Origin of the sequence: Flavobacterium hankyongi, from assembly GCF_036840915.1 — a bacterium.
In the GTDB taxonomy this organism is placed as follows: domain Bacteria; phylum Bacteroidota; class Bacteroidia; order Flavobacteriales; family Flavobacteriaceae; genus Flavobacterium; species Flavobacterium hankyongi.
This window is the reverse complement of record NZ_CP085725.1, coordinates 1,585,195-1,610,551: the sequence shown is the minus strand read 5'-3', so window position 1 is coordinate 1,610,551 and position 25,357 is coordinate 1,585,195. Positions and strand designations below refer to the sequence as shown.

Below are 25,357 nucleotides of genomic sequence, written 5' to 3'. Positions count from 1 at the left end.
AGTCCAAAATTATGATTTTTATTTCTACGATTAAAAATGAATCTTATTAATTCTATCTTTGCACCTTCAAAAAATTGATTATTGCAATCAATTTACAAACAAATAATTATGATTACAGTAAATGATATCGCGGTAGAATTTGGTGGAACAACGCTTTTTAGTGAAGTTACTTTTGCCATTAATGAAAACGATAAAATTGCCCTTATGGGTAAAAATGGAGCAGGAAAATCAACACTTTTAAAAATTGTTGCAGGAGAGAATAAACCTACTCGTGGCGGGATTTCGGCACCAAGTGATGCGGTAATTGCTTATTTACCACAGCATTTGTTGACAAAAGACGATTGCACTGTAATGGAAGAAACATCAAAAGCATTTGCTGATGTTTTGAATATGAAAAAGGAAATTGATGAGATCAACGAACAATTAACAGTTCGTACTGATTATGAAAGTGACGATTATATGAAGCTGATTGAGCGCGTATCCGAGCTTTCTGAAAAATATTATTCAATTGAAGAAGTTAATTACGAGGCAGAAGTTGAAAAAGTTCTAAAAGGACTTGGTTTTGAAAGAGAAGATTTTACACGTAAAACATCTGAATTTTCAGGAGGATGGAGAATGCGTATCGAATTAGCAAAAATCTTATTGAAGAAACCTGATTTGATTTTACTGGATGAGCCAACGAATCACTTGGATATGGAAAGTATTCAATGGTTAGAGGATTTCTTGATTAATCAAGCCAAAGCGGTAATGATTATTTCTCACGATAGAGCCTTTGTTGATAACATCACCAATCGTACTATTGAAGTGACAATGGGACGTATTTATGATTATAAGGCGGTGTATTCTCATTATTTAGAATTGCGTAAGGACAGAAGAATTCACCAACAAAAAGCCTATGATGAGCAACAAAAATTCATTGCTGATAACCAAGCTTTTATTGATCGTTTTCGTGGTACATTTTCTAAAACTGATGCGGTACAATCCCGTGTGAAAATGTTAGAGAAGTTAGTGCTTGTTGAAGTAGATGAGGTTGACTCTTCGGCATTAAAATTGAAGTTTCCACCTTCACCTCGTTCAGGGCAATATCCTGTAGTAGTGGAAGGTTTATCTAAATCATATGGTGATCATGTTGTATTTAAAGACGCTAATCTAGTGATCGAACGCGGTCAAAAAGTAGCGTTTGTGGGGAAAAATGGAGAAGGAAAATCAACCATGATTAAAGCGATCATGAAAGAAATTGATATCGATAGTGGAAGATTAGAAATTGGTCACAACTCACAAATTGGATACTTTGCTCAAAACCAAGCGGCTTTATTAGATGGTGAAATGACCATTTTTGAAACTATTGACGCTATAGCAGTTGGAGATATGCGTACAAAAATCAAAGATTTACTAGGAGCTTTCATGTTTAAAGGCGATGATATCCAAAAGAAAGTTAAAGTGCTTTCAGGTGGAGAAAAAACGCGTTTAGCAATGATTAAATTATTGTTGGAACCAGTAAATCTTTTAATTCTCGATGAGCCTACTAATCACTTAGATATGAAAACGAAGGATATTATTAAAGATGCGTTGAAGGATTTTGACGGAACCTTGGTTTTGGTATCACATGACCGTGATTTCTTAGATGGATTGGCCGAAAAAGTATTCGAATTTGGTCATAAACGTGTAAAAGAGCATTTTGAAGATATTAAAGGTTTCTTAGCTCACAAAAAAATGGAGAGTTTAAAAGAAATTGAAAAATAAAAATAAAGTAAAAAGGGATGATATTCATCCCTTTTTTATTGTTGATCTTTAAATTTTCGCACTTTTTGCAAGTCGAATAAATTCAGATTTATATCCTTCAGAATCGTTGTCAAGTCCTTCTTTGGCAAGGCTTATAATATCATCTAGATTTTTATTCTCAATGTATTTAGAATCTCTTAACTTCATTCCAAACCATGCTACTGATGATGCAAACTTAAAGTCAGGACTCGTTGATTTTAATGATTTAGCTGTATTTGGAATGATTTGAACCATTTCGATGCTTTTTTCTCCCTCTGGTTTTTTGTAACGAAATTTAATAGTAGCCAAATCATCCGAAGTTGATGTTATAGCAGTTTCATTCGAAGTGTATTTTAATTTAGAAGGGGTGTATGCACTCTCAACTCCAGTTGGAATGATTTCATATAATGCAGTAACGGTATGTCCGCTTCCTAATTCTCCAGCATCAATGGCATCGTTTTTAAAATCTTCATCGTTTAGCTTTCTGTTTTCGTAGCCAATTAATCTGTACGATTGTACATGTTTAGGATTGAATTCGATTTGAATTTTAACGTCTTTGGCGATAGCAAACATTGATCCTTTAAATTCTTTACCTAAGAAACGATTAGCTTCTTGCATGTTATCGATGTAGGCATAGTTTCCGTTGCCTTTGTCTGCAAGAACTTCCATTTTACTGTCTTTGTAATTGCCCATTCCATAACCCAAACAAGTTAAAAAGATACCAGTTTTACGTTTATTCTCGATTAAATTTTCCATTTCTTTATCCGAAGATGCTCCCACGTTAAAGTCACCATCAGTAGCAAGAACAATTCGGTTGTTACCTCCTTTGATAAAATTTTCTTCAGCAATTTTATAAGCCAATTCAATTCCTTCACCGCCTGCTGTGCTTCCACCAGCTGTTAATTCGTCAAAAGCATTCATAATTTCTCTTTTTTCATTTCCTGGAGTAGGAGGTAATACCATTCCTGCTGCTCCAGCATACACTACAATAGAAACTTTATCTTCAGGACGTAATTCGTTTACCAATACTTTCATAGATTCTTTTAGTAAAGGGAGTTTGTTTTCATCACTCATTGATCCAGAAACATCGACTAAGAAAACGATGTTAGATGGAGGAAGATTGTCTTGTTCTATTTTTTTGCCTTGAAGTCCAATTTTAACCAATTTATGTTCAGAATTCCAGGGACAATCACTGTATTCTGTATTGATAGAAAATGGATGTTCATCTTTAGGTTGAGGGTAAGTATAGGCGAAGTAATTCATCATTTCTTCCAAACGTACTGCATCTTTTGGAACTTCCTGTCCGTTATTTATGAATCGACGAATATTAGTATATGACGCATTATCAACATCGATAGAGAAAGTAGATAAAGGTTTCGTTTTAGGATTTTCAAATTTGTTTTCCTCTATTTCGGCATAACTTTCCTGATTTTCGTATTCGGGGGAATACATTTCAGAATTTTCATCTGCAGCATCAGTGACTATAATTTCACTAGCAGCTTCTTCTGAGTTCATGTATTGATTTTCTTTACAGGCTGTAAAGAACAATGCTAGTCCTGCTAGCATAAGGAAAGGCTTTTTCATACCAATTTTTGTTAAAGGATTAATAAATACGAATTTTCCTGTTGTTATAAACAAAACGCATGCCTTATTTTTATTTAAAATGTTAAATATTTGCGAAAATTTCATTTTAAAATAAAGAACCCTGAGAAAATCATCTCAGGGTTCGTAACCAAACTATAAAACAACAACCTAACTAATCATAATCTAACGTTTTCGATTAATCGAATGAATTCGGCTCTGTATCCATCCGAATCGTTTTGTAAACCTTGTTTTGCAAGATTTTTAATATCGTCTGAAGATTTGTTCTCAATTAATTTAGAATCTCTTAATTTTAACCCTAGCCAAGCTACCGCTGTAGTAAATTTAAAGTCTCCCGAAGCAGCTTCAAAAGTTTGTGGTTTGTTATCGATAACTTCGACCATTTCAATGCTTTTATCTCCATCAGGTTTTTTATATCTGAATTTGATTGTAGCTAATTCATCATTATAGCTGTTTTCAGATGATTTTGGTTGAGAATATTTTAAATCAGTTGGTTCTTTAAAGAAATCACTTTTTACACCTGTTGGAATGATTTCATATAATGCTGTTACAGTATGACCACTTCCTAATTCTCCAGCATCAATAGCATCATTGGTGAAATCTTCGGCTCTTAGTTTTCTGTTTTCGTAACCAATTAATCGGTACGATTGCACATGCTTAGGATTGAATTCTATTTGAATTTTTACATCTTTTGCGATAGCGAACATTGATCCTTTAAATTCTTTGCTTAAAAAACGATTGGCTTCTTGAATATTATCGATGTAAGCATAGTTTCCGTTGCCTTTGTTGGCCAAAGTTTCCATTTTACTGTCTTTGTAATTCCCCATTCCGTAGCCCAAACAAGTTAAGAATACACCAGATTTTCTTTTTTCTTCTATTAAACGTTCCATATCATTGTCAGAAGAAGCACCAACATTAAAATCCCCATCAGTCGCTAAGATTACACGATTGTTCCCATTTTTAATGAAGTTTTCCATCGCAATTTTGTAGGCCAAATTGATTCCTTCGCCTCCTGCCGTGCTTCCACCAGCTTGTAATTGATCTAAAGCATTAATGATAGTTTCTTTTTTGTTTCCAGCTGTTGGAGGTAAAACCAAACCTGCAGCTCCAGCATATACCACAATAGAGACCTTATCTTCAGGACGTAATTCGTTTACTAAAATCTTCATTGATTGTTTTAATAATGGTAATTTGTTTTCGTCACTCATAGAACCAGAAACATCAATCAAGAAAACAAAGTTTGAATTTGGTAAGTTTTCTGTTGGAATGTTTTTTCCTTGTAAACCAATGCGAACCAATTTATTTTTAGGATTCCAAGGGCAATCACTATAATTTGTAGTGATTGAAAAAGGATGTTCTCCTTTAGGTTGTGGGTATTGATATTTGAAAAAATTCATCATTTCCTCTACACGAACAGCATCTTTTGGTACTTGTTGCCCATTGTTTATAAAACGACGAATATTTGTATATGATGCATTATCAACATCTATTGAAAAAGTAGATAAAGGCGATTGTTTTGGACTCTCAAATTCATTTTCGACAAAAACACCATAATCTTCATTACTATTAGAAATTGGTCTTTTTTCATCACTTCTTTTCCCTTTAATAACAATTTTGCTATCTCTTTCATATGTTATAGCAACTCCAGAAATCATTGGCGCAACATTTTTATCAGCCTTAGATTTTTTAGTTCTTCTTGGTGCAGAATAATAATCTTGTCTTTCTTCTGAAGTTCCATAACCTACAACTACAACTTCTTGTAAGTTTTTTGAATCATCCTGCATAACCACATTAATAATGTTTGAAGTACCAATCACTCTGATTTGATCTTTCATTCCCATAAAACTGAAAACTAGTTTTTCACCTTGTGAAGCTTTTATGGCGTATTTTCCATCGAAACCAGTTTGTACTCCTCTTGTTGTTCCTTTCACAATAACATTTACTCCTGGCAGTGGTCCAGATGCATCTGATACAATACCTGTTATTGTTCTCTCTTGTGTCATTGCCACGAAACTTATAAGCATAGTTATGGCTAATGAAAATAGTTTTACACTTTTCATAATAGTTGGTTTTAATATGTTAGTACTTGATTTTTAGTCTATTTTGAAGACTTTGGCTTTCCGTTTTTTGTTTTTATAACAACAACACCTTTTTTCCCTTTTTCGCCATATAGTTCTATGGCTTCTTCATCTTGATGGATGGAAATCGATTCGATTTCTTGTTTGTTCAATGGATAATAGGCTGAAGTAGGATTAGGACCAAAGAGTTCCATTTCGGAATACTCTTTCCCGTTGATAATGTATAAAGGTTCTTTTAGTTCTACTATAGTTTCTAAATCATCTGAATTTTTAACATCCGAAACTTTTTTGTCAGTTGCTTTACCATCAACAATTACTAATGGGGAAGCTTTTTTACCAAGAGTTACTGATTGCGCCGATTCTTCTTTGGCTTTGTAATCACTTTCTTCTACACTAGATTTTTTTGCTGATTCTGTATGATAATAACCAGAGTTAACATCAGCTCTTTTTTCTTCCATAACTGGGGCAGCCATTACTCTTGATTGAATAGAATCTGCAGCAATTGGTTTGTTTTCTGAAATCACAACCTGATTTGTTCCGTTTATTTGTTGTTGTAATATTTTTTCATTTTGCTTATTGTTTATTACAGATTCTTCTGTTGTTACAATAGCTGTAGAATCGTTAGTTGTAGCCAAATTAATCTCATTCTTTACTGTTTCAACAACCGAATTCTGAATTGGTTCTTTTGTTGTGTCAAATTGCTTCCATAACTGAAAAGCAAATAAACTTCCTACAACCACAGATGCGGCAACAGCAAACTTTTTCCAGTTGGTGTTGGTTTTCTTTTGTGCTTTAAAAACGTGTGTGTCCAATTTAGCATCTACACGAGACCAAACTTTTTCCATTCCCATAAAATCTTGTGAATCTTGGGTTTCCTGATTTTCGGCAGCTTTTTTAAATTGTTCGAATATTTTATCTTGATGTTCCATTACTTTACTTTGCGTTTTGATAGTAGAAATTGTTGACTAAATCTTTCAATTTGGTTTTTGCTACATTCAATTGTGATTTTGAAGTACCTTCTGAAATTTTAAGCATTGCTGCAATTTCTTTGTGTGAATAGCCTTCGATGACAAATAAATTAAAAACAGTTCTACAACCTTCAGAGATGTAATTCAATAATTTTAAAACGTCTTGTTCTTCTAAACTTGCATCTTGAGGGACTTCTGGTTGAATTTTCAACGAAGTTTCTTCTAAGTATAAATTGAAATTTACATTCTTCTTTAATAAGTGTAAACATTCATTTACAGCGATGCGCTTTGCCCAGCTGTAAAAAGCTGCATTTTCTTTTAATTGGTCAATTTTTGTAAAAATGATCACAAAGGCATCGGCCAAAACTTCTTCTATTTCCTCTTCTTTTTTCAGGTAGCGTTTGCAAACCTGATAAAGCTTGGGAGCCATTAACTCATACATCTTACGCTGAGCGTCTCGATGCATTTTCCGGCAGGCTTGTATTAATTGTTCGTCTATCACAATAAAGGTCTTTATATGTAAAGAGGATATATTTTATGAAAAGGTTGGGAAGAGTATGAAAAAAATATTTTTTTTATCACATTTTTATATTCAGTTTTAACGTGATTTGTTTACTGATAAGGGTTTAACCCATGTTTTATATTCTTGAAATTTCTTTTTCTAATCGGTCAAAATTTTCTTCATTTTTTGGTTCAGCAAACTTTCTAATCTTTTCACATCCTTCAACGGTATCAAAAATCATTAGGAATGAAATCTCAGTTTCTGAATCACTAATTTTTTTAAAACCTATTTCCATGTCAAAATAAGGTTGAGAAACCCTTGTCCAGGCAATTAATTTATGTGGTTCTACAGTTTTAAAAACGGATGAGTTTTCATAATTACCTTTTTCGGGGCCATGCATAGTAAGTATCCATTTTCCACCTGGTTTTAAATCAAATTCATGTATTGTATTTGTAAAGCCTTCTGGTCCCCACCAATTTTTTAAATGTTCCGGATTTGCGAAAGCTTCATACACAATCTCTACTGGATAATTTAAAACTCTCGAGCTAAAAATGTTGCGATTAGAATCTGAATTCATGCTTCTCGATTTTAAGGTTTTATATTTAGAACTAACTTGTATATGGTAGCATTCAAATCTTCGGTGTCGTTGTCTTCACACAGTAGAAAAGTGAGTTGCTTTCCTTGTTTTTCAAAAAGTGTTAAACCTTCTAATTTGTGTGTAGGTGTTAATTGAATGTGTTTTTCTACTTCAAGTGTTTCAGGATTCAGGATTCCCATGATAGTTCCTAATACTTCGCCATCTTCATAAGTCGAAATCGTATCTTCTGCGGCAGCTAAGAAATAAATTTTATTTTCGATTAACACAGCATCTGTAAAACTGCTTTCTACATGTTTTATTTTAGGTAATGAAATTGGAAAAAACTCATAGTGATTGTCGGTACTGATTTTAAAAACTCCGTTTTTAGCAGTTAATCCGTTTCCTCTTTGAAAGAGATATAAAGTTTCATTAATATATAAAGATCCTTCAATGTTTAAATCGTCGTCAGACATTTTAAATTTAGATTTTAATCCCTGATAAGTAGATGAAAAATCGAGTTCTTTTACATCTTTTGTGTTTAAGTTATAAATAAGTTTTTTATTTCTATTGATGGTAGATCCAGAACCAAAGATGTGTAATTCATTATCTTTTAATGTAATGGATTCAAAATCGGGTTTTCGTTTTTTTTCAATATTAACTGAAGCGTCTTCTACTAATGTGTGCTTAATTAGAGGAGAAGAGTCCAGTTTTTGTTCAAATAAATAGCCCGAATTGTCACTAACAATAAATAATGAGTTATTGTGAAAAACTATTCCTGAAGCGGCTCCAATACCTTGGATAGTCAAAAAGGCAAGTAGTTGAATTTTTTCCATATATTTACTTCTATACAAACAAATATACTTTAAAACTATGACAGCTTTTAACTCTCAAGACTTTAAAATCACTAAGCCTTTTAAGTTATCTGATTTCCCGACTGAAATAGAAACTTCATTAAAAGATAAAGAGAAAGAAAAAATGCTTGATGAGGTACAAAAGCCTTTGAGCGAGTGGCAGGATGTAATGTATGCTCATAACCGTTATGGTGTTTTAATTTGTTTGCAGGGAATGGATACTTCAGGAAAAGATAGTTTGATTCGTGAGGTTTTTAAAGAGTTTAATCCGCGTGGGGTAGTGGTACATAGCTTTAAAACGCCCAATTCAACCGAATTAGAGCACGATTATTTGTGGCGTCATTATTTGGCTTTGCCAGAAAAAGGAAAGTTTTCTGTTTTCAACAGAACACATTATGAAAATGTGTTGGTAACTCGTGTGCATCCTGAATATATTTTAAATGAAAATCTTCCAGGAATTGAAAAAGTTGAAGATATAAAACCTGAGTTTTGGGAGAATCGTTTTGAGCAAATCAATAATTTCGAAAAGCACATAACTCAAAATGGAACTATAGTGCTGAAATTCTTTTTTTATATGAGTAAAGAAGAGCAACGTAAGCGTTTGTTTCGTCGATTAGAAGAAGAGGAACATCATTGGAAGTTTTCTCCTGGAGATTTAAAGGAGCGTGAGCGTTGGGATGATTATATGAAATATTATGAAGAAGCTATTAATAAAACTTCTAAACCAAACGCACCATGGTATATTATCCCCTCGGACGATAAAGAAATGGCGCGTTATATGGTTGGAAGGATTATTTGGGAAGAAATGCAGAAATATACCGATGTTAAAGAACCTCCTCTTGATGAAAAGATTAAAGCAAACTTCGCCGAGTATAAAAAGCAATTAGATGAATAATTAGAGCTTATAACCGTAAGCAAGGCGTAATGCTAATTGTCCCGAATTGAAGTGTCCTACATTTTCATAACGCAAGCTAATATCAATATGCTTTGTTGCAACACCTACTCCTGGATTCCACAAGAAAGAAACTCCTTCACCAGTAGTACTAAAAGCAGCACCAAGTTCGCCAAGAATATAAATTTGATCACCAATGTGAGATTTAAAACCAGCTTTTGCAGGAATGTAAGCAATGTCAGACACTGTACTGCTAAAATAATGCGTGTAACCGGTTGTCCCTATCAATGAGCTTTTTAGAGTGATGTCATATTGTATTCGACCATCAATGCCAGCTGCAAAAACATAATCTTTTATAGGGATTCCTCCATTAAATCCATATCCTAAACGAATGTCGCCAACTTTTTTTTGTCCATAATTAGACATTGAACATAATGAAAATGCAAACAGCAGTAAATTTGTTTTAAATAAATTCATAAAAATTTTATTAGAGAATTGGGTATAGTCTTAACTCGATATCCTTTTTAATTATTGTATTTTTGCCAAAATTTTTGCCATGAAACTTTCTGTATATACCAGAGAATTTAAAGAAAACATAAAATTAGCTTACCCAATCATTTTAGGGATGTTAGGTCATACTTTAGTGAGTATTGTTGATAATATTATGGTGGGAAGGTTAGGTCCTACTGAGTTAGCTGCAGTTTCTTTAGCTAATAGTTTTGTGTTTATTGGTATGTCTTTAGGAATTGGTTTTTCTACAGCAATTACCCCTTTGATTGCAGAAGCAGATGGTGAAAATAGTTTGGTAAAAGGAAGGAGTGTTTTCCATCATGGATTGGTTTTATGTACAATTTTAGGATTGGTTTTGTTTGGAGTTATTTATGCTGCAAAACCTTTGATTGTTTTGATGGGACAACCAAAAGAGGTTGTTGAGATGGCTAAACCATTTCTTGATTTAGTGGCTTTTTCATTAATTCCGTTAGTCGTTTTTCAGGGATACAAACAATTTGCCGATGGTAAGAGTGAAACTAAGTATGCCATGTGGGCGAACTTACTTTGTAATGTGGTTCACTTATTTTTGAACATTGTTTTAATTTACGGAGTTTGGATTTTTCCAAAAATGGGTATGCTAGGAGCAGCAGTGGGAACTGTTATTTCTCGTGTATTTATGGTGGTATATATGCACTTTGCTTTAATATCTAAAGATAAATTCAAACCTTATTTTGAAGGTTTTAGTGTTAAAGGTATTGGTAAAGTAATGAGCATGAAAATTATAAATTTAGGTTTGCCTTCTGCTATGCAAATGTTTTTTGAAGTGGCGTTATTCACTGGAGCCATTTGGTTGTGTGGTCGAATAGGGACAGCAAGTCAGGCGGCAAATCAAATTGCACTGACATTAGCAACATTTACTTTTATGTTTGTTTCTGGATTAAGCGTTGCTGGGATGGTTAGAGTAGGAAATCAAAAGGGAATAGGAGATTTTATAAAGCTACGCATTGTAGCAAGATCTATATTTTTATTGGCAATAATTGTTCAAGGTACTTTTGCCTTACTGTTTGTATTGTTGCATACTATTTTGCCTCATTTTTTTTTGAATGAAGATGTTTTGCAAACTGCAGAAGTTATATCTATTGCATCTAATTTAATTTTGATTGCAGCAGTATTCCAATTATCTGATGGAATTCAAGTAGTCGTTTTAGGTGCTTTACGTGGCTTACAGGACGTGAAAATACCTATGTATATTACATTTGTTGCTTATTGGATAATTGGATTCCCTATTTCTATTTATTTAGGATTATTTACTAATTTAAAAGCAATTGGTGTTTGGATAGGCTTGCTTTCTGGTTTAACAGCAGCAGCATTATTTTTGTACCTTCGTTTTAATAAACTTTCAAAAAAATTAATAATACATAATTCATAATATTACCATGGAATTACCAAAATTTGTACTTGCTGATAACTCTGATTTTCCTGATGATATCTTTATCATTCATTTAGAATATCCTCGTTTTTTAATCAACTTAAAAGATGATTCGGTTGAGTTTATTGAAGAATTAGATGATGAAGACGAACATGAGATGGAATCTGAAATGGAATATTTAATTACTCTAGCAGGAGAATTTTATGACCGTGAAATGGAGCGTTACGAAGAATAATCCTAACAGGTAAAAATCTTGTTTTTTATAGCATAAATTACAAGTCCTATTCTGTTTTTAACGTCTAGTTTAACGAATAAATTGTCACGATAGCCATCAATAGTTTTAGGACTTAGGTGCATTTTATTGGCAATTTCTTTATAAGTCATTTCAGTACAAAGAAGTTTTAAAAATTCTATTTCAGTATCTTTTAAAGCTTCTTTTGTATTGGATTTACCAGTAACAGAATTTACTAATACATCTACAACAATATTTGAATGATAAAAACCAGTTTCTATGGTTTTTTTAAGCGCAAATTCTAAAGTTTTTTTATCTACATCTTTCAGTAAATATCCTTTTGCACCTGCACGAATCATTTTTAGAATTGTTCCTTCGTCTTCTTCAACCGTCAAGGCTAAAACATAAATCTCTGGATGGTTTTCAGATAGCCATATGGTTGTTTCAATACCGTTCATTATTGGCATATTTACATCCATCAAAATTATTTTGGGCGCAGGATGTGTTTTAAGTTTTTCAACTAATTCGGCTCCGTTTTTACATAAAAAGGCAACGTGAAAAAGTTCAAATTTGTTTATTACTTCAGCAATAGCTTGAGACAGTAATGTATGATCTTCAATTATCGCAACAGAATATTTTTCCATAATTATTTTTGTTGATAAATGATTGAAAGACTTGTTCCTATATTTAATTCTGATTCTATATTGACTTCAGCACCAATTAAATGTCCTCTCTTTTTCATATTAATTAATCCAATTCCTCTTTCGTTAGTTTCGTTAATGTCAAATCCTTTGCCGTTATCTTTTGCTACAATAGTTACTTCCTTCTTTTCTTCATCTGCTTCATAGTTTATGCTTACTGCAAGTGTAGAAGCTTTAGAATGCTTAATAGTATTCGAAAAAAATTCTTGGAGTATTCTGAAAATTATGGTTTCGGATTTTGGATTAATAGTAAATTGTTCTCCCTCGGTTGTTAGAGTAGATTTAATGTAATTGAGCCTATTAAAACGATTAATCTCTAATGTTAATGCTTCTTCAAGACTTATTTTACTCACATAATCTGGATTTGTTACTTTAGATAGACTTCTTACTTCGTTTAGAATATTAGTTAAGTTTTCATTTAGTTCATTAGTTTCAGGGTCTTTTATTTTCTGTAATTGAATTTTAGCCAGAGTAATTAGTTGACCAATGTTATCATGAAGTTCCCAGCTAATATTACGTAATGTTTGTTCTCTAATCTCTATTTGTGATTCTACAAGTTCTTTTTCAAAATGTTTTTGCGTTTCTACTTGTCTTGTAATTAGGATGTTTTTCTTTTTTTGAAAAATTAGAAACAATAGTATAATTACAAAACATAAGCCTGCTAAGCCTAGTGTTGCAAATATTACTCCTTCGTTTCCGGTTTGCTCCATATAAAACCTATAATGTGTATTAAATAGTAAGCTAAAAGTAAGAAATAATTCACAATAAATATATAAGGAATAGTATTTGAATCAGAGTAGTATTTTCTAACGATATAGAATGGAATATTTGGTACAAAATAGATTAAGTATGCAGAACTTATCCAAAAAATTAAAGATTCCGATATATATAATACTTTTTCAGAACGTAATATTTCAAACATGAATAATAAAACAGATATTGCTATACATGAAGAGCCAATAATAAATGTGTTTAAAAAGTAATCATTCCAAAATGATTCAATAAAAAAATTAATTACCACAGAAAGACAGTAAATAAATATAAAAGCAGTTATTATTTTTTTAGAAAACGTACTTTCAATATATATTTTATAAATAAAAAGAATTACAATAAACCTAATTATTTGATAAATGTTGTATATAAAATAATTGCTTGTAACATTATTAAAACTTTGGTATAGTAAGCCTATAGTATCATTAATACTAGTATACCAAAGCAGAAATAAAAAATATTTTAATACAGTTTTTTTAAACTTATAATAATAAATACTTCCAATAATTGCAGTAATATATTGCAATATGATTATTAAGTATTTAATGTCTTCTGTGGTAATATTCTTTAAGGGCATAAAATTTTTACATGTTTACTGTTTTGGAGGAGGGAACATAGCAACCTCATTAAGTAAAAGGCTTGTTTCGTTTTCTTCAACTAATTTTTGTTTTTGAAATGAAGTATTGTTTCTTTCACCTTCAGAAAGTAATCTTGTAATAACCTCAAAATTTCCTTTCAATTTATTTTCTCCTGTATTTTTAATGCTAAATGGAACATGCTCAAGAATTGGAAATCTTTTAGATGTTTCACTTGAAGCTGTTGCAATTGTAGGTGCGAAGAAGATTGTTTCTCTCCCTGGAATTAAATTTGCAATTTGTTCTTTACTGTATTGGCCAGTTTTAGGATACTCTGAAAAATAAATTCTGACACCTGTAATTTTTTTATTGTTCAATTCTGAAACCTTATCCAACAAAGCTATATAGTTTTTAAGAGAATCTATATTGATCCAAGCAAATTCGGTTCCTTGATATGCACCATTTTCTCTGTTTCTTTCAATGATACTTTGAATATCGTTATTGTATGTTTGTTTCATCATTATGCCTTTATTGACAGGAATAATGTTATGTGGCATTTTTACATCAGCTTCCTTTTTAGGCTCACATGATGTTAATAATTGTAGCGTTAAAGCTAAAAATAATGTAATTGCTCTTTTCGTTTTCATGTTGTTTTTGTTGATTTACTTGCAAAAGTATAGCTTAGGTTAACTAAGAAGTACAGGAAAAACACCCAATTTTTATTCCCCTTTTAGGGTTACTTTAAATTATCTTTTATTATTTAATACCAAATGGTATTTTTTAATATATTTGCATCGAAATTAGAGAGTTAGGATGTCAAAAGCAGATCGTACAAAGCAATTTATCATAGAAAAAACGGCAAGTATTTTTAATACTAAAGGATATGCAGGGACATCTATTAATGATTTGATTGAAGCTACAGGACTAACAAAAGGAAGTATTTACGGAAATTTTGAGAATAAAGACGAAGTTGCACTAGCTGCTTTCGATTATAATTTTGAGAGATTGATTAATTACATCAGAGGTATTATGGATACAAGAAATTCATCTATTGAAAAGATGTTGGTTTATCCAGAAACCTATCGTAATTTTTTAACTAATTCAATTTTAATTTCTGGATGTCCAATTACTAATACATCAACAGAGGCTGATGATACGCATCCTTTGTTGAGAGCAAGAGTTGAAAATGCCTATGTTTTTTGGGAAGAAACATTAATGAATCATATCAATAATGGAATTGAAAATGGTGAAATTAATGCGGGAATTAATAAAAAAGAATTCGTATCTGTTTTTATGTCGATACTTCAAGGTGGAATTTTACAAGCTAAAGCAACAAGGAAAATGGCTTCTCTTAATTCTTCAATGAATTTTCTTGAACGTTACATACTATCTATAAAAATGTAAAAAAATTTTTACAAAAATATACCATTTGGTATTTTTTATTAACAATTGAAAATCGTGAATATGAAAAATGTTTTACTTACTTTAAGTTTAATCTTAGGTTTAACTAGCTCAAAAGCTCAAGAAGTTACTAAGGTTGGAGGTTTTAATTATCCAGAAAGTGTTGCTTCTGATGCAACATTTTTATACGTTGCAGATATTGGTGCTAAAATGAAACCAACTGATAAAGATGGTGATGGTAAAATTATCCGACTTGATAAAGCAGGAAAAGTTGTTGACAACAATTTCTTTAAAGAAATTTTAAACGCTCCTAAAGGATTAGCTATTGATGGAGATATTTTATTTGTAGCAGATGTTGATAGAATAGTAGCTTTTGATATTAAAACAGGAAAAAAATTATATGAAGTTGATTTTGTTCCTCAAACATCATTCCTTAATGATATAGCAGTTTGGGATAAAACTACTTTATATGTATCTGCTACAGATAAGAGCAAACTTTTTAAAGTAAACTTGACGAATAAAACATTTGAAGAAGTTCTTACAGATGTTGCAATTGACGGAATTAATGGTTTATATGCTGATAAAGGTGCTTCAAGATTATATGTAAACGGATTTGGGACTAATAATCAAGTGAATGGAACTATTGGTTATATTAATTTAAAAGACAATAAATTCACACAGCTTATACAGTTAGAAGGTCTTTATGATGGAATTACAATATACCAAGATGTGCTTTATTTTACAAACTGGATTGCTCCTGAGAAAAAAGGAATCTTAGTGTCAGTTGATTTATTAAATAATCATAAAATGACAGTGATGAAGCTTCCTGAATTTATTGGAGGACCAGCTGATTTAACTGTTTCTAGAGATAATTTAGTTATTCCAGCGATGTTAGAAGGGACATTGTACTTTGTGAACATCAAAAAAGAGTTAATGTATATTAACTAAAAAAGGAGATAAGGTTATTTAAAATACCTTTTCAATAATTCTTGAGCCGCTGCAAAAGGTGATATTTCATTATTTTGCACGGCTTTTTTGTTTAATTCAAGTAAATTTTCAATTTGAGGATTGTTGTAGAAATGATTTTTTAATTGATCATTAATTGTTTCCAATAACCAATATTGATTTTGATTTGCTCTTTTAGTATCAAAGTAACCATTCGCTTTGGTCATGGAAAAATATTCCTGAATGGTTTCCCATACATTGTCAATCCCCAATTTTTCTATTGCACTACAAGTAGTCACTTTGGGATTCCAGCCAGAGTTTTTCATTGGGAACAAATGCAAAGCTCTGTTGTATTCTGTTTTAGCAAGTTTAGCTTTGGTAACATTATCTCCATCGGCTTTGTTAATGACAACTAAATCTGCCATTTCCATGATACCACGTTTAATTCCCTGTAATTCATCGCCAGCACCCGCTAAATTCAACAGTAAAAAGAAGTCGACCATACTGTGAACAGCCGTTTCACTTTGACCAACACCCACTGTCTCAATCAAAATGGTATCAAAACCGCAGGCCTCGCAAAGCACAATACTTTCTCGTGTTTTACGAGCAACTCCGCCCAAACTTTCTCCAGAAGCACTTGGTCGAATGTATGCGTTTTCATCTTTTACCAATTCTTCCATTCTTGTTTTATCTCCCAAAATACTGCCGTGGCTTATTGAAGAACTTGGATCAACAGCTAAAACGGCTACTTTTTTTCCAATGGAAGTTAGATATTTACCAAAAGCCTCAATAAAAGTCGATTTTCCTACGCCAGGAACACCAGTAATTCCAATTCTTACCGATTTGTTGGCATAAGGCAAACAGCCTTGGATTACTTTGTTGGCTTTTTCAATATGTTCTGGATTGGTACTTTCAATTAGGGTTATAGCTCTACTCAAAGCAGTTTTGTCTCCTTTTGTAATACTTGCAATTAAATCATCTGCAGAAGGTTGTGTTCGTCTTAGTTTCTGAATTTGTTGTACAGAAGTTGAACTAATGGTTTCGGGTTGTTCGATACCGTCATTTTCTTTTAAGGCCGAAGGATGTATTTTTTTTAAAGACACATTGATGATTTATAAAGTAAAAATAAAGAAAAACTGCACAACATTCAATAGGAATCGAACATTGTGCAGTTTTGCAATATGAAATTAATAATTTAGTATGCTGCGGTAAAGCGTACTTGATGATGTTTTGGATTTTCGGTTTCATCTGCAATTACAACTGCTAAATCTTCGACAGATAGAATACTTCTGTTGTTTTCGTCAAAAACTGGATTTTCTAAACCTAATCGATAATTTCCTGTTCTTCCGGTTGTTATTCCTGCGTGCATTTCGAAAGCAGGACTAAAAAAGGCCCAATCTAAATCTTTTTCTTCTTTAATAATGTTTAGATAATCTCTAGCTGCCGAAGCTCCTGCGTGAAATTCTTTTGGGAAATCTGGTGTATCTACAGCTTGTATGTTTGGTGCTACAAATAGGCTTCCAGCGCCACCAATTGTAATAAATCTTTTCACTCCAGATTTTTTAACGGCTTCTTGAATCGATTTAGATCCCGAAAGAAAGTCATTATAAATATTAGGATTTGACCATCCCGGATTGTAGGAATTGATAACAACATCGTTTCCTTTTAACACACTTGCTAATTCGTCTGTATTAAAAATGTCGGCTTGTCTCCAATTTGCTTTACTATCTGATTTGATATTTCGTGCAATGGCTGTGATTTCATGATTTCTATTTGAAATCTCATTTAAAATTGCTGAACCAACAAAACCTGTGGCTCCAATAATTGCTACTTTCATAGTATAAATATTTAATTGTTATAAAAAATATTACAGTTTTAATTAAAAAAATAGATTAAAATTTTTCAACAAATTCAGCCAATGTGACTTTTTGTAATTGCTGACTAACAGTTTGATTAAGATTAGTGTATAGATCTTCCAGATTGTGATTTATTTTTTTTCCAATTGGACATTCAGGATTGGGCTCGTTTTTAGAAAAACCTAAAGTTGCTTTGTCAAAAGTAATTTTAAAAACATCTTCTAATGTAATTTTAGAAGGAGAAATAGATAGCTTGACACCACCATTTTTACCTTCTTTACTTTCCACCAATTTATTTTTTTTTAGGTTTGCTATTTCTTTTCTAACCAAAACAGGATGAATATTTAAGCTGCCAGCAATATAATCTGAAGCCATAAATTCTGTGGGGAATTTGGCTAAAAGAGTTAAAATATGAGTTGTAATGGCAAACTTACCGGTTATCATAACTGTAATAAAATATATTTCAAATATATAACAATTTTAAGATTGCGAAATTAAATTTTGTTAAAAAATGTAAATAGCTTGAAAATAGTGGAGTTCCTCGTAATATTGTAATTTAGAATCTTTTTATGGATAACATTATACTTATTTTTGTTTGTATGATTTTGGGATTTGTGCTCAAAAGAAATACTGTATTTCCTCCATTAAGTTATAAAACACTCAATCAGTTTGTAATTTATATATCACTTCCTGCAATTGCTTTATATTATATTCCAAAACTAGAAATTAGTTCTAAGTTATTATTTCCTTTAGGGATAGCTTGGTTAGGTTTTGCGCTTTCCTATTTGTTCTTCACAGCTTTTTCCAAAATGTTTGGTTGGTCCAAAAAACTTACGGGATGTTTAATAATTGTTGCTGGTCTTGGGAATACTTCGTTCGTTGGCTTTCCGGTTATAGAAGCACTTTATGGTAAGAAAGCTCTTGAGACAGCTGTAATTGTAGATCAACCAGGCTCTTTTGTGGTAGTTTCAACATTAGCATTGTTGGTGGCAACAATGTATTCTAGAAGCACAACGAGTTCTGGTGAAATTTTTAAAAAAATATTGTTTTTTCCACCTTTTATAGCTTTTGTAATTTCTTGCTTTTTAAACGTTTTTAAACTCGATTTTCCAACCGAATTGCAATCTGTTTTTCAACGATTAGGAAGCACAGTTACACCAATTGCCCTTGTTTCGGTAGGTATGCAATTAGAATTCGATAGTAAAAGCAAACATTGGAAATTCCTCACCTTAGGCCTACTGTTCAAGTTATTTATAACTCCTGCCTTCTTTTACCTGTTGTATGTGGTAATCCTCAAAGGGAATGGTTTAGAAGTACAAGTTTCTTTATTGGAATCAGCTATGGCGCCTATGATTACGGGAGCTATTGTTGCTTCAAATTATGGACTCAAACCTAAATTAGCTAACATGATGATCGGTTTCGGGATTCCTCTTTCGTTTCTTACACTGATTTTTTGGTATTTTGTACTGAAATTTATTTAGAAGCTTTTTCCCGCTGTCCGTTATATCTTTTTTGCTGGTCATTGAGGCTCTCGAAATCAAAAGCAAAAAAGGATGACACTCCCTCAGGGCTAGTGGAGTAACTTTATAATAAGCTTTACTTTCTTTATTATTAAGTTTGCTAAATTTGTTTAAAATAATCTGTTATGCAATTCACACCCGAAATAATAAATAAACTTGAATTAATTGTTGGTTCTTCTTTTGTTTTTACCGATGAAGAAACACGTAAACACTATGGTCATGATGAAACTGAAGATTATAACTTTCCACCAGGAGTAGTTGTAAAACCAGCTTCTACTGAAGAGGTTTCAAAAATTATGAAATTGGCTAATGACTATTATTTGGCTGTAGTTCCTATTGGTGGGAGAACAGGATTAAGTGGTGGAGCATTGAGCCTTTTACAAGGTATTGGTATGTCAATGGAGCGCATGAACAAAATTCTGGATATTGATGAACAAAATCTTCAAGTTACTGTTGAGCCTGGAGTTATTACTCAAATTTTGCGTGATACTGTTGCTCAAAAAGAGTTGTTTTATCCAGTAGATCCTAGCAGTATGGGCAGTTGTTTTATTGGAGGTAATATTGCAGAAAATGCTGGTGGAGCGAGAGCTGTTAAATATGGCGTTACCAAGGATTATGTGCTAAATCTTGAAGTAGTTTTGCCTAACGGAGAGATTATTTGGACAGGTGCCAATACCTTAAAAAATTCTACAGGTTATAATTTAACACAGTTAATGGTGGGTAGCGAAGGAACGTTGGGAGTAGTGACAAAAGCTGTTTTAAAACTTTTACCAAAAAATGCTCATAATGTTTTAATGCTGGTTCCTTTTTATAAAGCAGAACAAGCTTGTGAAGCCGTTTCGGCAATTTTCAGAGCAGGAGTTGTTCCAAGTGCGTTAGAGTTCATGGAAAGAGATGCAATCGATTGGAGTTTGCAATATGTTGAAGGAATTTCTGTAAATGTAAAACCAGAACATCAGGCACATTTATTAATTGAAGTTGATGGTAATTATCCTGAAATTTTAATGCTTGAAGCAGAAAAAATTATGGAAGTCGTAGAAAAGTTTGAAATTGACGAAATCCTTTTTGCAGACAGTGAAGATCAAAAAAATGCTTTATGGAAAATGCGTCGTGGTGTTGCAGAGGCTGTAAAAGCAAATTCAATATATAAGGAAGAAGATACGGTTGTTCCAAGATATGAATTGCCTAAGTTATTAAAAGGAATTAAAGACATTGGCAATAAATACGGATTCAAATCGGTTTGTTATGGTCACGCTGGAGATGGAAATCTACACGTAAATATTGTAAAAGGAGATATGGCCGATGATAATTGGAAAAAAGAAGTACCTAAAGGAATTCGTGAAATTTTTGAATTGACGGTTTCTTTAAAAGGAACACTTTCGGGAGAGCACGGCATTGGTTTTGTTCAAAAAAATTATATGGATATTGCTTTTTCAAAGTCACATTTAGAATTAATGGAACAAATCAAATACATTTTCGATCCAAACAATATTATGAATCCAGGGAAAATTTTGCCGGATAGGAACTAATTTGAAAATACAATTAAGCGGTTTTTTATTTCAACGGAAGTAAAACCAAATTTATTGACAATCCATTCCATTGTTTCTTTTTGGTATAAGAAGACATGTGTGTGATCTTTTATATAATACCATGAAGGAAAATCAATTTCAGGATCGTACAAATGCGTCATGATGTATAATTTGCCTCCTTTTAATAAAAGATTCTTTAGTAAGGCAAATTCTTTATTTGGATGATGAAAGTGCTCTACTACTTCACAACTGGCAATGTAATTGTATTTGGTTTTTAATAATTCGTGGTTATTGTGGAAGTATGGATCGTATTCAGCAATTTGATAAACGTTGTCCCGAAGCACTTTGGTAATGGGAGAACCAGTTCCAGCCCCAAAATCCAATCCAGAATCTTTGAAAGTAAAATCATTTAGAACTCTATTAGTTATAGGAGATACAAAGTTTTGATACCCTATGTCATTTGCATCATTATTGTGAAAGCGATAATGTTTTTCTTCGTTTTCAAAACTCATGTACTGCGAAGAATCCATAAAAATACCCTTACATTCTGAACATTTGTAATAAACGCGAGTTTGAACTTCTTCAAAAAAAGAGCTTTTTGTATCGCAAAGTGGGCAAGTGGAGTTCATTTTACAATATAAGCAAATTAAAGACCTAATTCTTTTTTGATGTTATCATTAAAAATTAATGAGAAAATTTTACCACTTTTATCATCATTCAAAAATCGCCATTCATTATTTGTGGTGCTGTCTGCAACAGCAACCATTGTTGAAATTAATTTAATAGTTATTGAATTTGTTTTTTCATCAAAAGTAATATCATCAGTTTTCATTGATTCTTTAAACAGACTTATATACATCTCAGGAGTTTCAATTTTTTCTGTAAAAGTCATTGTCATGGCATTATTGTGTTTAATTACACAAAAAGTCTTGTTTTCTATTTTTTTGATTTTACCATATTGAAAATTAGGGTCAACTGTTATCATTTTAATTTTAAAGTCAGTATTTCCGTCAAAGCTACTTTCTAGAACTTTTAGCATTGTTTCCCTTGGTGCTATGGAAAAAAGTTTTGGGTAAGATAAATCTAAAATACAATTAAAGTCTTGTTTAGCAGTACAATCATATACTTTGTATGCATTTATTTTTAATGCGTCAATGTTTTGTGCATAATTGTAAAAACTAATAAACAGAACTACGAAAACTATGATTTTTTTCATTTTGTAATTTTTTCAAATATAAAAATCCCCAACTACATTCTTTGTAATTAGGGATTTTATTTATTAGTACTTGATAAATGTTATTCTTGAACTATAACCCATTCGCCAGAAGCTAAAAGAGATTCAGCTTTTTTGAATTTCATTGTTTCAGATTTTCCACTCATTACATGTTTGATAGTAACATTATCATTACGGTTAATCTTAGGTTGATCACGAACAATAGTTTCAGTTACATGGTGTTGCTGAGATTGTCCTGCATTTTGCATAGCTTCTCTGTTACGCTCAGCTTGCTCTTCCATGTTTAACACTTCGTCTTTGCTTTCTATGTAACTTTCGTTATGAACTTCTTCAACTGCTTCTTGAATGTTAGTGTTTTGTTGAGGTAAATCTCCTTTGAAAAGGAAAGAAATAACCTCTTTATTAATACCGTCTAACATGTTTTTGAACAAGTTGAATGCTTCAAATTTATAGATTAGTAATGGATCTTTTTGTTCGTGAACAGCTAATTGAACAGATTGTTTCAATTCGTCCATTTTACGTAAATGTTTTTTCCAAGCCTCGTCAACAATAGCAAGAGTGATGTTCTTTTCGAAGTCAGCAACTAATTGTTTTCCTTGAGATTCGTAAGCTTTCTTTAAGTCTGTTACTACATTTAATGATTTTATTCCATCAGAGAAAGGAACAATGATTCTTTCAAATTGATTGTTTGGATTCTCATAGATGTTTTTGATGATAGGTAAAGCTTCGTTAGCATCCCTTTCGTTTTTAGCTTGATAATATTCTGATGCTGCTTTGTAAACTTTTCCAGTAATTTCTTGATCTGATAACCTGTTAAAATCAGCTTCATTCACTGGAGATGTTATTGACAAATAACGAATTAATTCGAATTCAAAATTTTTGAAATCTTTAGATAATTTGTTTTTCTCTACAATGTTATCACAAACATCATAAATCATATTAGCAATATCTAGTTTCAAACGTTCTCCATGTAAAGCATGACGACGACGTTTGTAAACTACTTCACGTTGAGAGTTCATAACGTCATCATATTCCAATAAACGTTTACGAACACCAAAGTTGTTTTCTTCTACTTTCTTTTGAGCTCTTTCAATAGATTTTGTCATCATTGAATGTTGGATAACTTCACCTTCTTTTAAGCCCATTCTGTCCATAACTTTAGCTACTCTCTCAGAACCAAATAAACGCATTAAGTTATCTTCTAATGATACATAAAATTGTGAACTTCCTGGATCTCCTTGACGACCAGCACGACCACGTAACTGACGGTCTACACGACGTGAATCGTGACGTTCTGTACCAATGATGGCTAAACCACCAGCTGCTTTTACTTCGTCAGTCAATTTAATATCGGTACCACGACCAGCCATGTTTGTAGCAATAGTTACAACACCTGGTTTACCAGCTTCAGCAACGATTTGTGCTTCTTGCTTGTGTAATTTTGCATTTAATACATTGTGTTGAATACCTTTCATTTTAAGCATACGGCTTAATAATTCTGATATTTCAACTGAAGTTGTACCAATTAATACAGGACGACCTTCACTTACTAATTGTTGAACATCTTCTGCAACAGCATTAAATTTTTCACGAACCGAACGATAGATTAAATCTTCTTTGTCTTTACGAGAAATTCCTCTGTTAGTTGGAATTTCTACTACGTCCAATTTATATATTTCCCAAAACTCACCCGCTTCAGTTACAGCTGTACCCGTCATACCTCCTAATTTGTTGTACATACGGAAGTAATTTTGAAGTGTAATTGTAGCGTAAGTTTGTGTAGCGTCTTCGATTTTTACGTTTTCTTTTGCTTCAATTGCTTGGTGCAATCCATCAGAGTAACGACGACCATCCATGATACGTCCCGTTTGCTCATCTACAATCATGACTTTGTTATCCATGATTACATATTCTGTATCTTTTTCAAATAAAGTATATGCTTTTAATAATTGTGTTAATGTATGGATACGCTCACTTTTCACAGAGAAATCAGCAAATAAAGCTTCTTTTTGTTCAGCTTCTTCTTCTTTTGAAAGGTTTAATTTTTCAATTCGAGCAATTTCAGTTCCAATATCTGGTAAAACGAAGAATCTATCATCAGTAGTTTTTGATAATTCTTTGATTCCGCTTTCTGTTAATTCTACCTGATTGTTTTTTTCTTCAATAACAAAGTATAAAGCCTCATCAATAATTGGCATTTTACGGTTGTTATCTTGCATGTATTCGTTTTCAGTTTTTTGAAGTAATTGTTTTACTCCTTCTTCTGATAAGAATTTAATTAATGCTTTATTTTTAGGTAGTGCACGGTGAGCACGTAATAATTGAACTCCTCCTTCTTTGGTGTTACCTGATGAAATTAATTTTTTTGCTTCAGATAAAAATCCGTTAGCTAATTGACGTTGAATTCCAACTAAATCCTCGATTTTTGGTCTTAATTCGTTGAATTCATGACGATCACCGTCTGTAACTTGACCAGAAATAATTAAAGGTGTACGAGCATCGTCAATTAATACCGAGTCAACCTCATCTACAATAGCAAAATTATGTTTGCGTTGTACTAAATCATTAGGAGAGTGTGCCATGTTATCACGTAGGTAGTCGAAACCAAATTCGTTGTTAGTTCCGTAAGTGATATCAGCATTGTATGCTTTTTTACGAGCATCTGAATTAGGTTGGTGATTGTCTATACAGTCAACTGTTAATCCGTGGAATTCGAATAAAGGTGCTTTCCAAGTACTGTCACGTTTTGCAAGATAATCATTCACAGTTACTAAGTGAACACCATTTCCTGTTAGTGCATTTAAGTATAATGGGAGGGTAGCAACTAATGTTTTTCCTTCACCAGTTTGCATTTCAGCAATTTTTCCTTGATGTAAAACAACACCACCAATCATTTGAACATCATAGTGAATCATGTCCCAAGTAATTGCTTTTCCAGCTGCATCCCATGAATTTGCCCAAACAGCATTGTCTCCTTGAATTGAAATATAAGGTTTTGTAGCAGAAAGTTCTCTATCTGTTGGAGTTGAAGTAACGGTAATTTCAGTATTTTCTTTGAAACGACGAGCTGTTTCTTTTACAACTGCAAAAGCTTCAGGAAGAATTTCGTTTAATGTTTTTTCTGAAATTTCATAAGCTTCTTTTTCCAGTTTGTCGATTTCATTATAAACATCTTCTCTTGCATCAACATCAGAAATTTTTTCTACATCCTGTTTTAAGGAAGCAATTTTAGTGTCTTTATCAGCGCGAGCTTGTTTAATTTTTTCTTTAAACTCAACTGTTTTAGCTCTAAGTTGATCGTTTGAAAGTCCAGCTAATGCTCCTTCAAATGATTTTATTTTATTTATAATTGGTTGGATTGCTTTTACATCTTTTTCAGATTTATCTCCAACAAAAACCTTCAATATGCTGTTTATGAAGCTCATAGTATTTATTTTAAAA

At 32.2% G+C, this 25,357-nt stretch carries 24 protein-coding genes; 8 read left to right on the top strand and 16 right to left on the bottom strand.

The features are described from left to right. The first annotated feature begins 108 nt into the window (after positions 1–108). The gene (locus LJY17_RS07500; protein WP_264543223.1) at positions 109–1,743 is read left to right on the top strand and encodes an ABC-F family ATP-binding cassette domain-containing protein; all 1,635 of its coding nucleotides are present in this window, start codon (positions 109–111) and stop codon (positions 1,741–1,743) included. Between the two features lie 48 nt (positions 1,744–1,791). On the opposite strand, the gene LJY17_RS07495 is transcribed toward LJY17_RS07500, so the two are convergent. The 6 genes from LJY17_RS07495 to LJY17_RS07470 form a co-directional block, all read right to left on the bottom strand. Beyond that, on the bottom strand, positions 1,792–3,345 hold the full coding sequence (locus LJY17_RS07495) for a vWA domain-containing protein (RefSeq protein WP_264543222.1): 1,554 nt from the start codon (positions 3,343–3,345) through the stop codon (positions 1,792–1,794). Positions 3,346–3,521: 176 nt separating this feature from the next. After that, positions 3,522–5,423, bottom strand: coding sequence for a vWA domain-containing protein (locus LJY17_RS07490; RefSeq protein WP_264543221.1), 1,902 nt, complete (start codon positions 5,421–5,423; stop codon positions 3,522–3,524). Between the two features lie 38 nt (positions 5,424–5,461). Further along, positions 5,462–6,370: a hypothetical protein gene (locus LJY17_RS07485; protein ID WP_264543220.1), complete on the bottom strand. Its 909-nt coding sequence runs from the start codon at positions 6,368–6,370 to the stop codon at positions 5,462–5,464. Between the two features lie 4 nt (positions 6,371–6,374). Then, positions 6,375–6,875, bottom strand: coding sequence for an RNA polymerase sigma factor (locus tag LJY17_RS07480; RefSeq protein WP_264543219.1), 501 nt, complete (start codon positions 6,873–6,875; stop codon positions 6,375–6,377). A 172-nt stretch (positions 6,876–7,047) separates the two neighbouring features. Beyond that, positions 7,048–7,488 (bottom strand): SRPBCC family protein, encoded by a 441-nt coding sequence (locus LJY17_RS07475; RefSeq protein WP_264543218.1) that lies wholly within the window; start codon positions 7,486–7,488, stop codon positions 7,048–7,050. 11 nt (positions 7,489–7,499) lie between these two features. After that, positions 7,500–8,321, bottom strand: coding sequence for a DUF6929 family protein (locus tag LJY17_RS07470; RefSeq protein ID WP_264543217.1), 822 nt, complete (start codon positions 8,319–8,321; stop codon positions 7,500–7,502). A 37-nt stretch (positions 8,322–8,358) separates the two neighbouring features. Between LJY17_RS07470 and LJY17_RS07465 the strand changes: the two genes are divergently transcribed. Next, the gene (locus tag LJY17_RS07465; RefSeq protein ID WP_264543216.1) at positions 8,359–9,234 is read left to right on the top strand and encodes a PPK2 family polyphosphate kinase; all 876 of its coding nucleotides are present in this window, start codon (positions 8,359–8,361) and stop codon (positions 9,232–9,234) included. Here the strand turns inward: LJY17_RS07465 and LJY17_RS07460 are convergent, their stop codons facing one another. Then, positions 9,235–9,708 (bottom strand): hypothetical protein, encoded by a 474-nt coding sequence (locus tag LJY17_RS07460; RefSeq protein ID WP_264543215.1) that lies wholly within the window; start codon positions 9,706–9,708, stop codon positions 9,235–9,237. A gap of 79 nt (positions 9,709–9,787) precedes the next feature. Here LJY17_RS07460 and LJY17_RS07455 point away from each other — a divergent pair, with 79 nt between their 5' ends. Together LJY17_RS07455 and LJY17_RS07450 are read left to right on the top strand one after the other, a co-directional pair. Then, the gene (locus LJY17_RS07455) at positions 9,788–11,152 is read left to right on the top strand and encodes an MATE family efflux transporter (protein ID WP_264543214.1); all 1,365 of its coding nucleotides are present in this window, start codon (positions 9,788–9,790) and stop codon (positions 11,150–11,152) included. A gap of 7 nt (positions 11,153–11,159) precedes the next feature. Beyond that, positions 11,160–11,387: a hypothetical protein gene (locus LJY17_RS07450; protein WP_264543213.1), complete on the top strand. Its 228-nt coding sequence runs from the start codon at positions 11,160–11,162 to the stop codon at positions 11,385–11,387. 2 nt (positions 11,388–11,389) lie between these two features. Here the strand turns inward: LJY17_RS07450 and LJY17_RS07445 are convergent, their stop codons facing one another. From LJY17_RS07445 to LJY17_RS07435, 3 genes are all read right to left on the bottom strand, one after another. After that, positions 11,390–12,028: a response regulator transcription factor gene (locus tag LJY17_RS07445; protein WP_264543212.1), complete on the bottom strand. Its 639-nt coding sequence runs from the start codon at positions 12,026–12,028 to the stop codon at positions 11,390–11,392. 2 nt (positions 12,029–12,030) lie between these two features. Continuing rightward, positions 12,031–12,795: a sensor histidine kinase gene (locus LJY17_RS07440; RefSeq protein ID WP_264543211.1), complete on the bottom strand. Its 765-nt coding sequence runs from the start codon at positions 12,793–12,795 to the stop codon at positions 12,031–12,033. Positions 12,796–13,448: 653 nt separating this feature from the next. After that, on the bottom strand, positions 13,449–14,078 hold the full coding sequence (locus tag LJY17_RS07435; protein WP_264543210.1) for a hypothetical protein: 630 nt from the start codon (positions 14,076–14,078) through the stop codon (positions 13,449–13,451). A 166-nt stretch (positions 14,079–14,244) separates the two neighbouring features. Here LJY17_RS07435 and LJY17_RS07430 point away from each other — a divergent pair, with 166 nt between their 5' ends. Next, positions 14,245–14,835, top strand: a complete 591-nt coding sequence (locus LJY17_RS07430; protein WP_264543209.1) for a TetR/AcrR family transcriptional regulator — start codon at positions 14,245–14,247, stop codon at positions 14,833–14,835. A 60-nt stretch (positions 14,836–14,895) separates the two neighbouring features. Next, on the top strand, positions 14,896–15,780 hold the full coding sequence (locus tag LJY17_RS07425; RefSeq protein WP_264543208.1) for a hypothetical protein: 885 nt from the start codon (positions 14,896–14,898) through the stop codon (positions 15,778–15,780). A 14-nt stretch (positions 15,781–15,794) separates the two neighbouring features. Here the strand turns inward: LJY17_RS07425 and meaB are convergent, their stop codons facing one another. The 3 genes from meaB to LJY17_RS07410 all read right to left on the bottom strand — a co-directional run bounded on the left by meaB (position 15,795) and on the right by LJY17_RS07410 (position 18,077). Beyond that, a complete protein-coding gene (meaB, locus tag LJY17_RS07420; protein WP_264543207.1) occupies positions 15,795–16,880 on the bottom strand; it encodes a methylmalonyl Co-A mutase-associated GTPase MeaB in 1,086 nt (361 codons plus the stop codon). 92 nt (positions 16,881–16,972) lie between these two features. Then, a complete protein-coding gene (locus LJY17_RS07415; protein WP_264543206.1) occupies positions 16,973–17,614 on the bottom strand; it encodes an NAD(P)-dependent oxidoreductase in 642 nt (213 codons plus the stop codon). A gap of 55 nt (positions 17,615–17,669) precedes the next feature. Further along, positions 17,670–18,077 carry an Rrf2 family transcriptional regulator gene (locus LJY17_RS07410; RefSeq protein WP_264543205.1) on the bottom strand — a complete coding sequence of 136 codons (408 nt, stop codon included), beginning with the start codon at positions 18,075–18,077 and terminating at the stop codon, positions 17,670–17,672. A 125-nt stretch (positions 18,078–18,202) separates the two neighbouring features. Between LJY17_RS07410 and LJY17_RS07405 the strand changes: the two genes are divergently transcribed. Then, entirely contained in the window at positions 18,203–19,114 is a 912-nt protein-coding gene (locus tag LJY17_RS07405; RefSeq protein ID WP_264543204.1) for an AEC family transporter, read from the top strand. A gap of 164 nt (positions 19,115–19,278) precedes the next feature. Next, the gene (locus LJY17_RS07400; RefSeq protein ID WP_264543203.1) at positions 19,279–20,682 is read left to right on the top strand and encodes an FAD-binding oxidoreductase; all 1,404 of its coding nucleotides are present in this window, start codon (positions 19,279–19,281) and stop codon (positions 20,680–20,682) included. Here LJY17_RS07400 and LJY17_RS07395 read toward each other — a convergent pair. The 3 genes from LJY17_RS07395 to secA form a co-directional block, all read right to left on the bottom strand. Further along, positions 20,679–21,212 (bottom strand): class I SAM-dependent methyltransferase, encoded by a 534-nt coding sequence (locus LJY17_RS07395; protein ID WP_264543202.1) that lies wholly within the window; start codon positions 21,210–21,212, stop codon positions 20,679–20,681. The genes LJY17_RS07400 and LJY17_RS07395 overlap by 4 nt on opposite strands. A gap of 116 nt (positions 21,213–21,328) precedes the next feature. Continuing rightward, complete coding sequence (locus tag LJY17_RS07390) at positions 21,329–21,898, bottom strand: hypothetical protein (RefSeq protein ID WP_264543201.1); 570 nt, start codon at positions 21,896–21,898, stop codon at positions 21,329–21,331. Positions 21,899–21,978: 80 nt separating this feature from the next. Beyond that, positions 21,979–25,341 (bottom strand): preprotein translocase subunit SecA, encoded by a 3,363-nt coding sequence (gene secA / locus LJY17_RS07385; RefSeq protein ID WP_264543200.1) that lies wholly within the window; start codon positions 25,339–25,341, stop codon positions 21,979–21,981. Between the last annotated feature and the right edge of the window lie 16 nt (positions 25,342–25,357).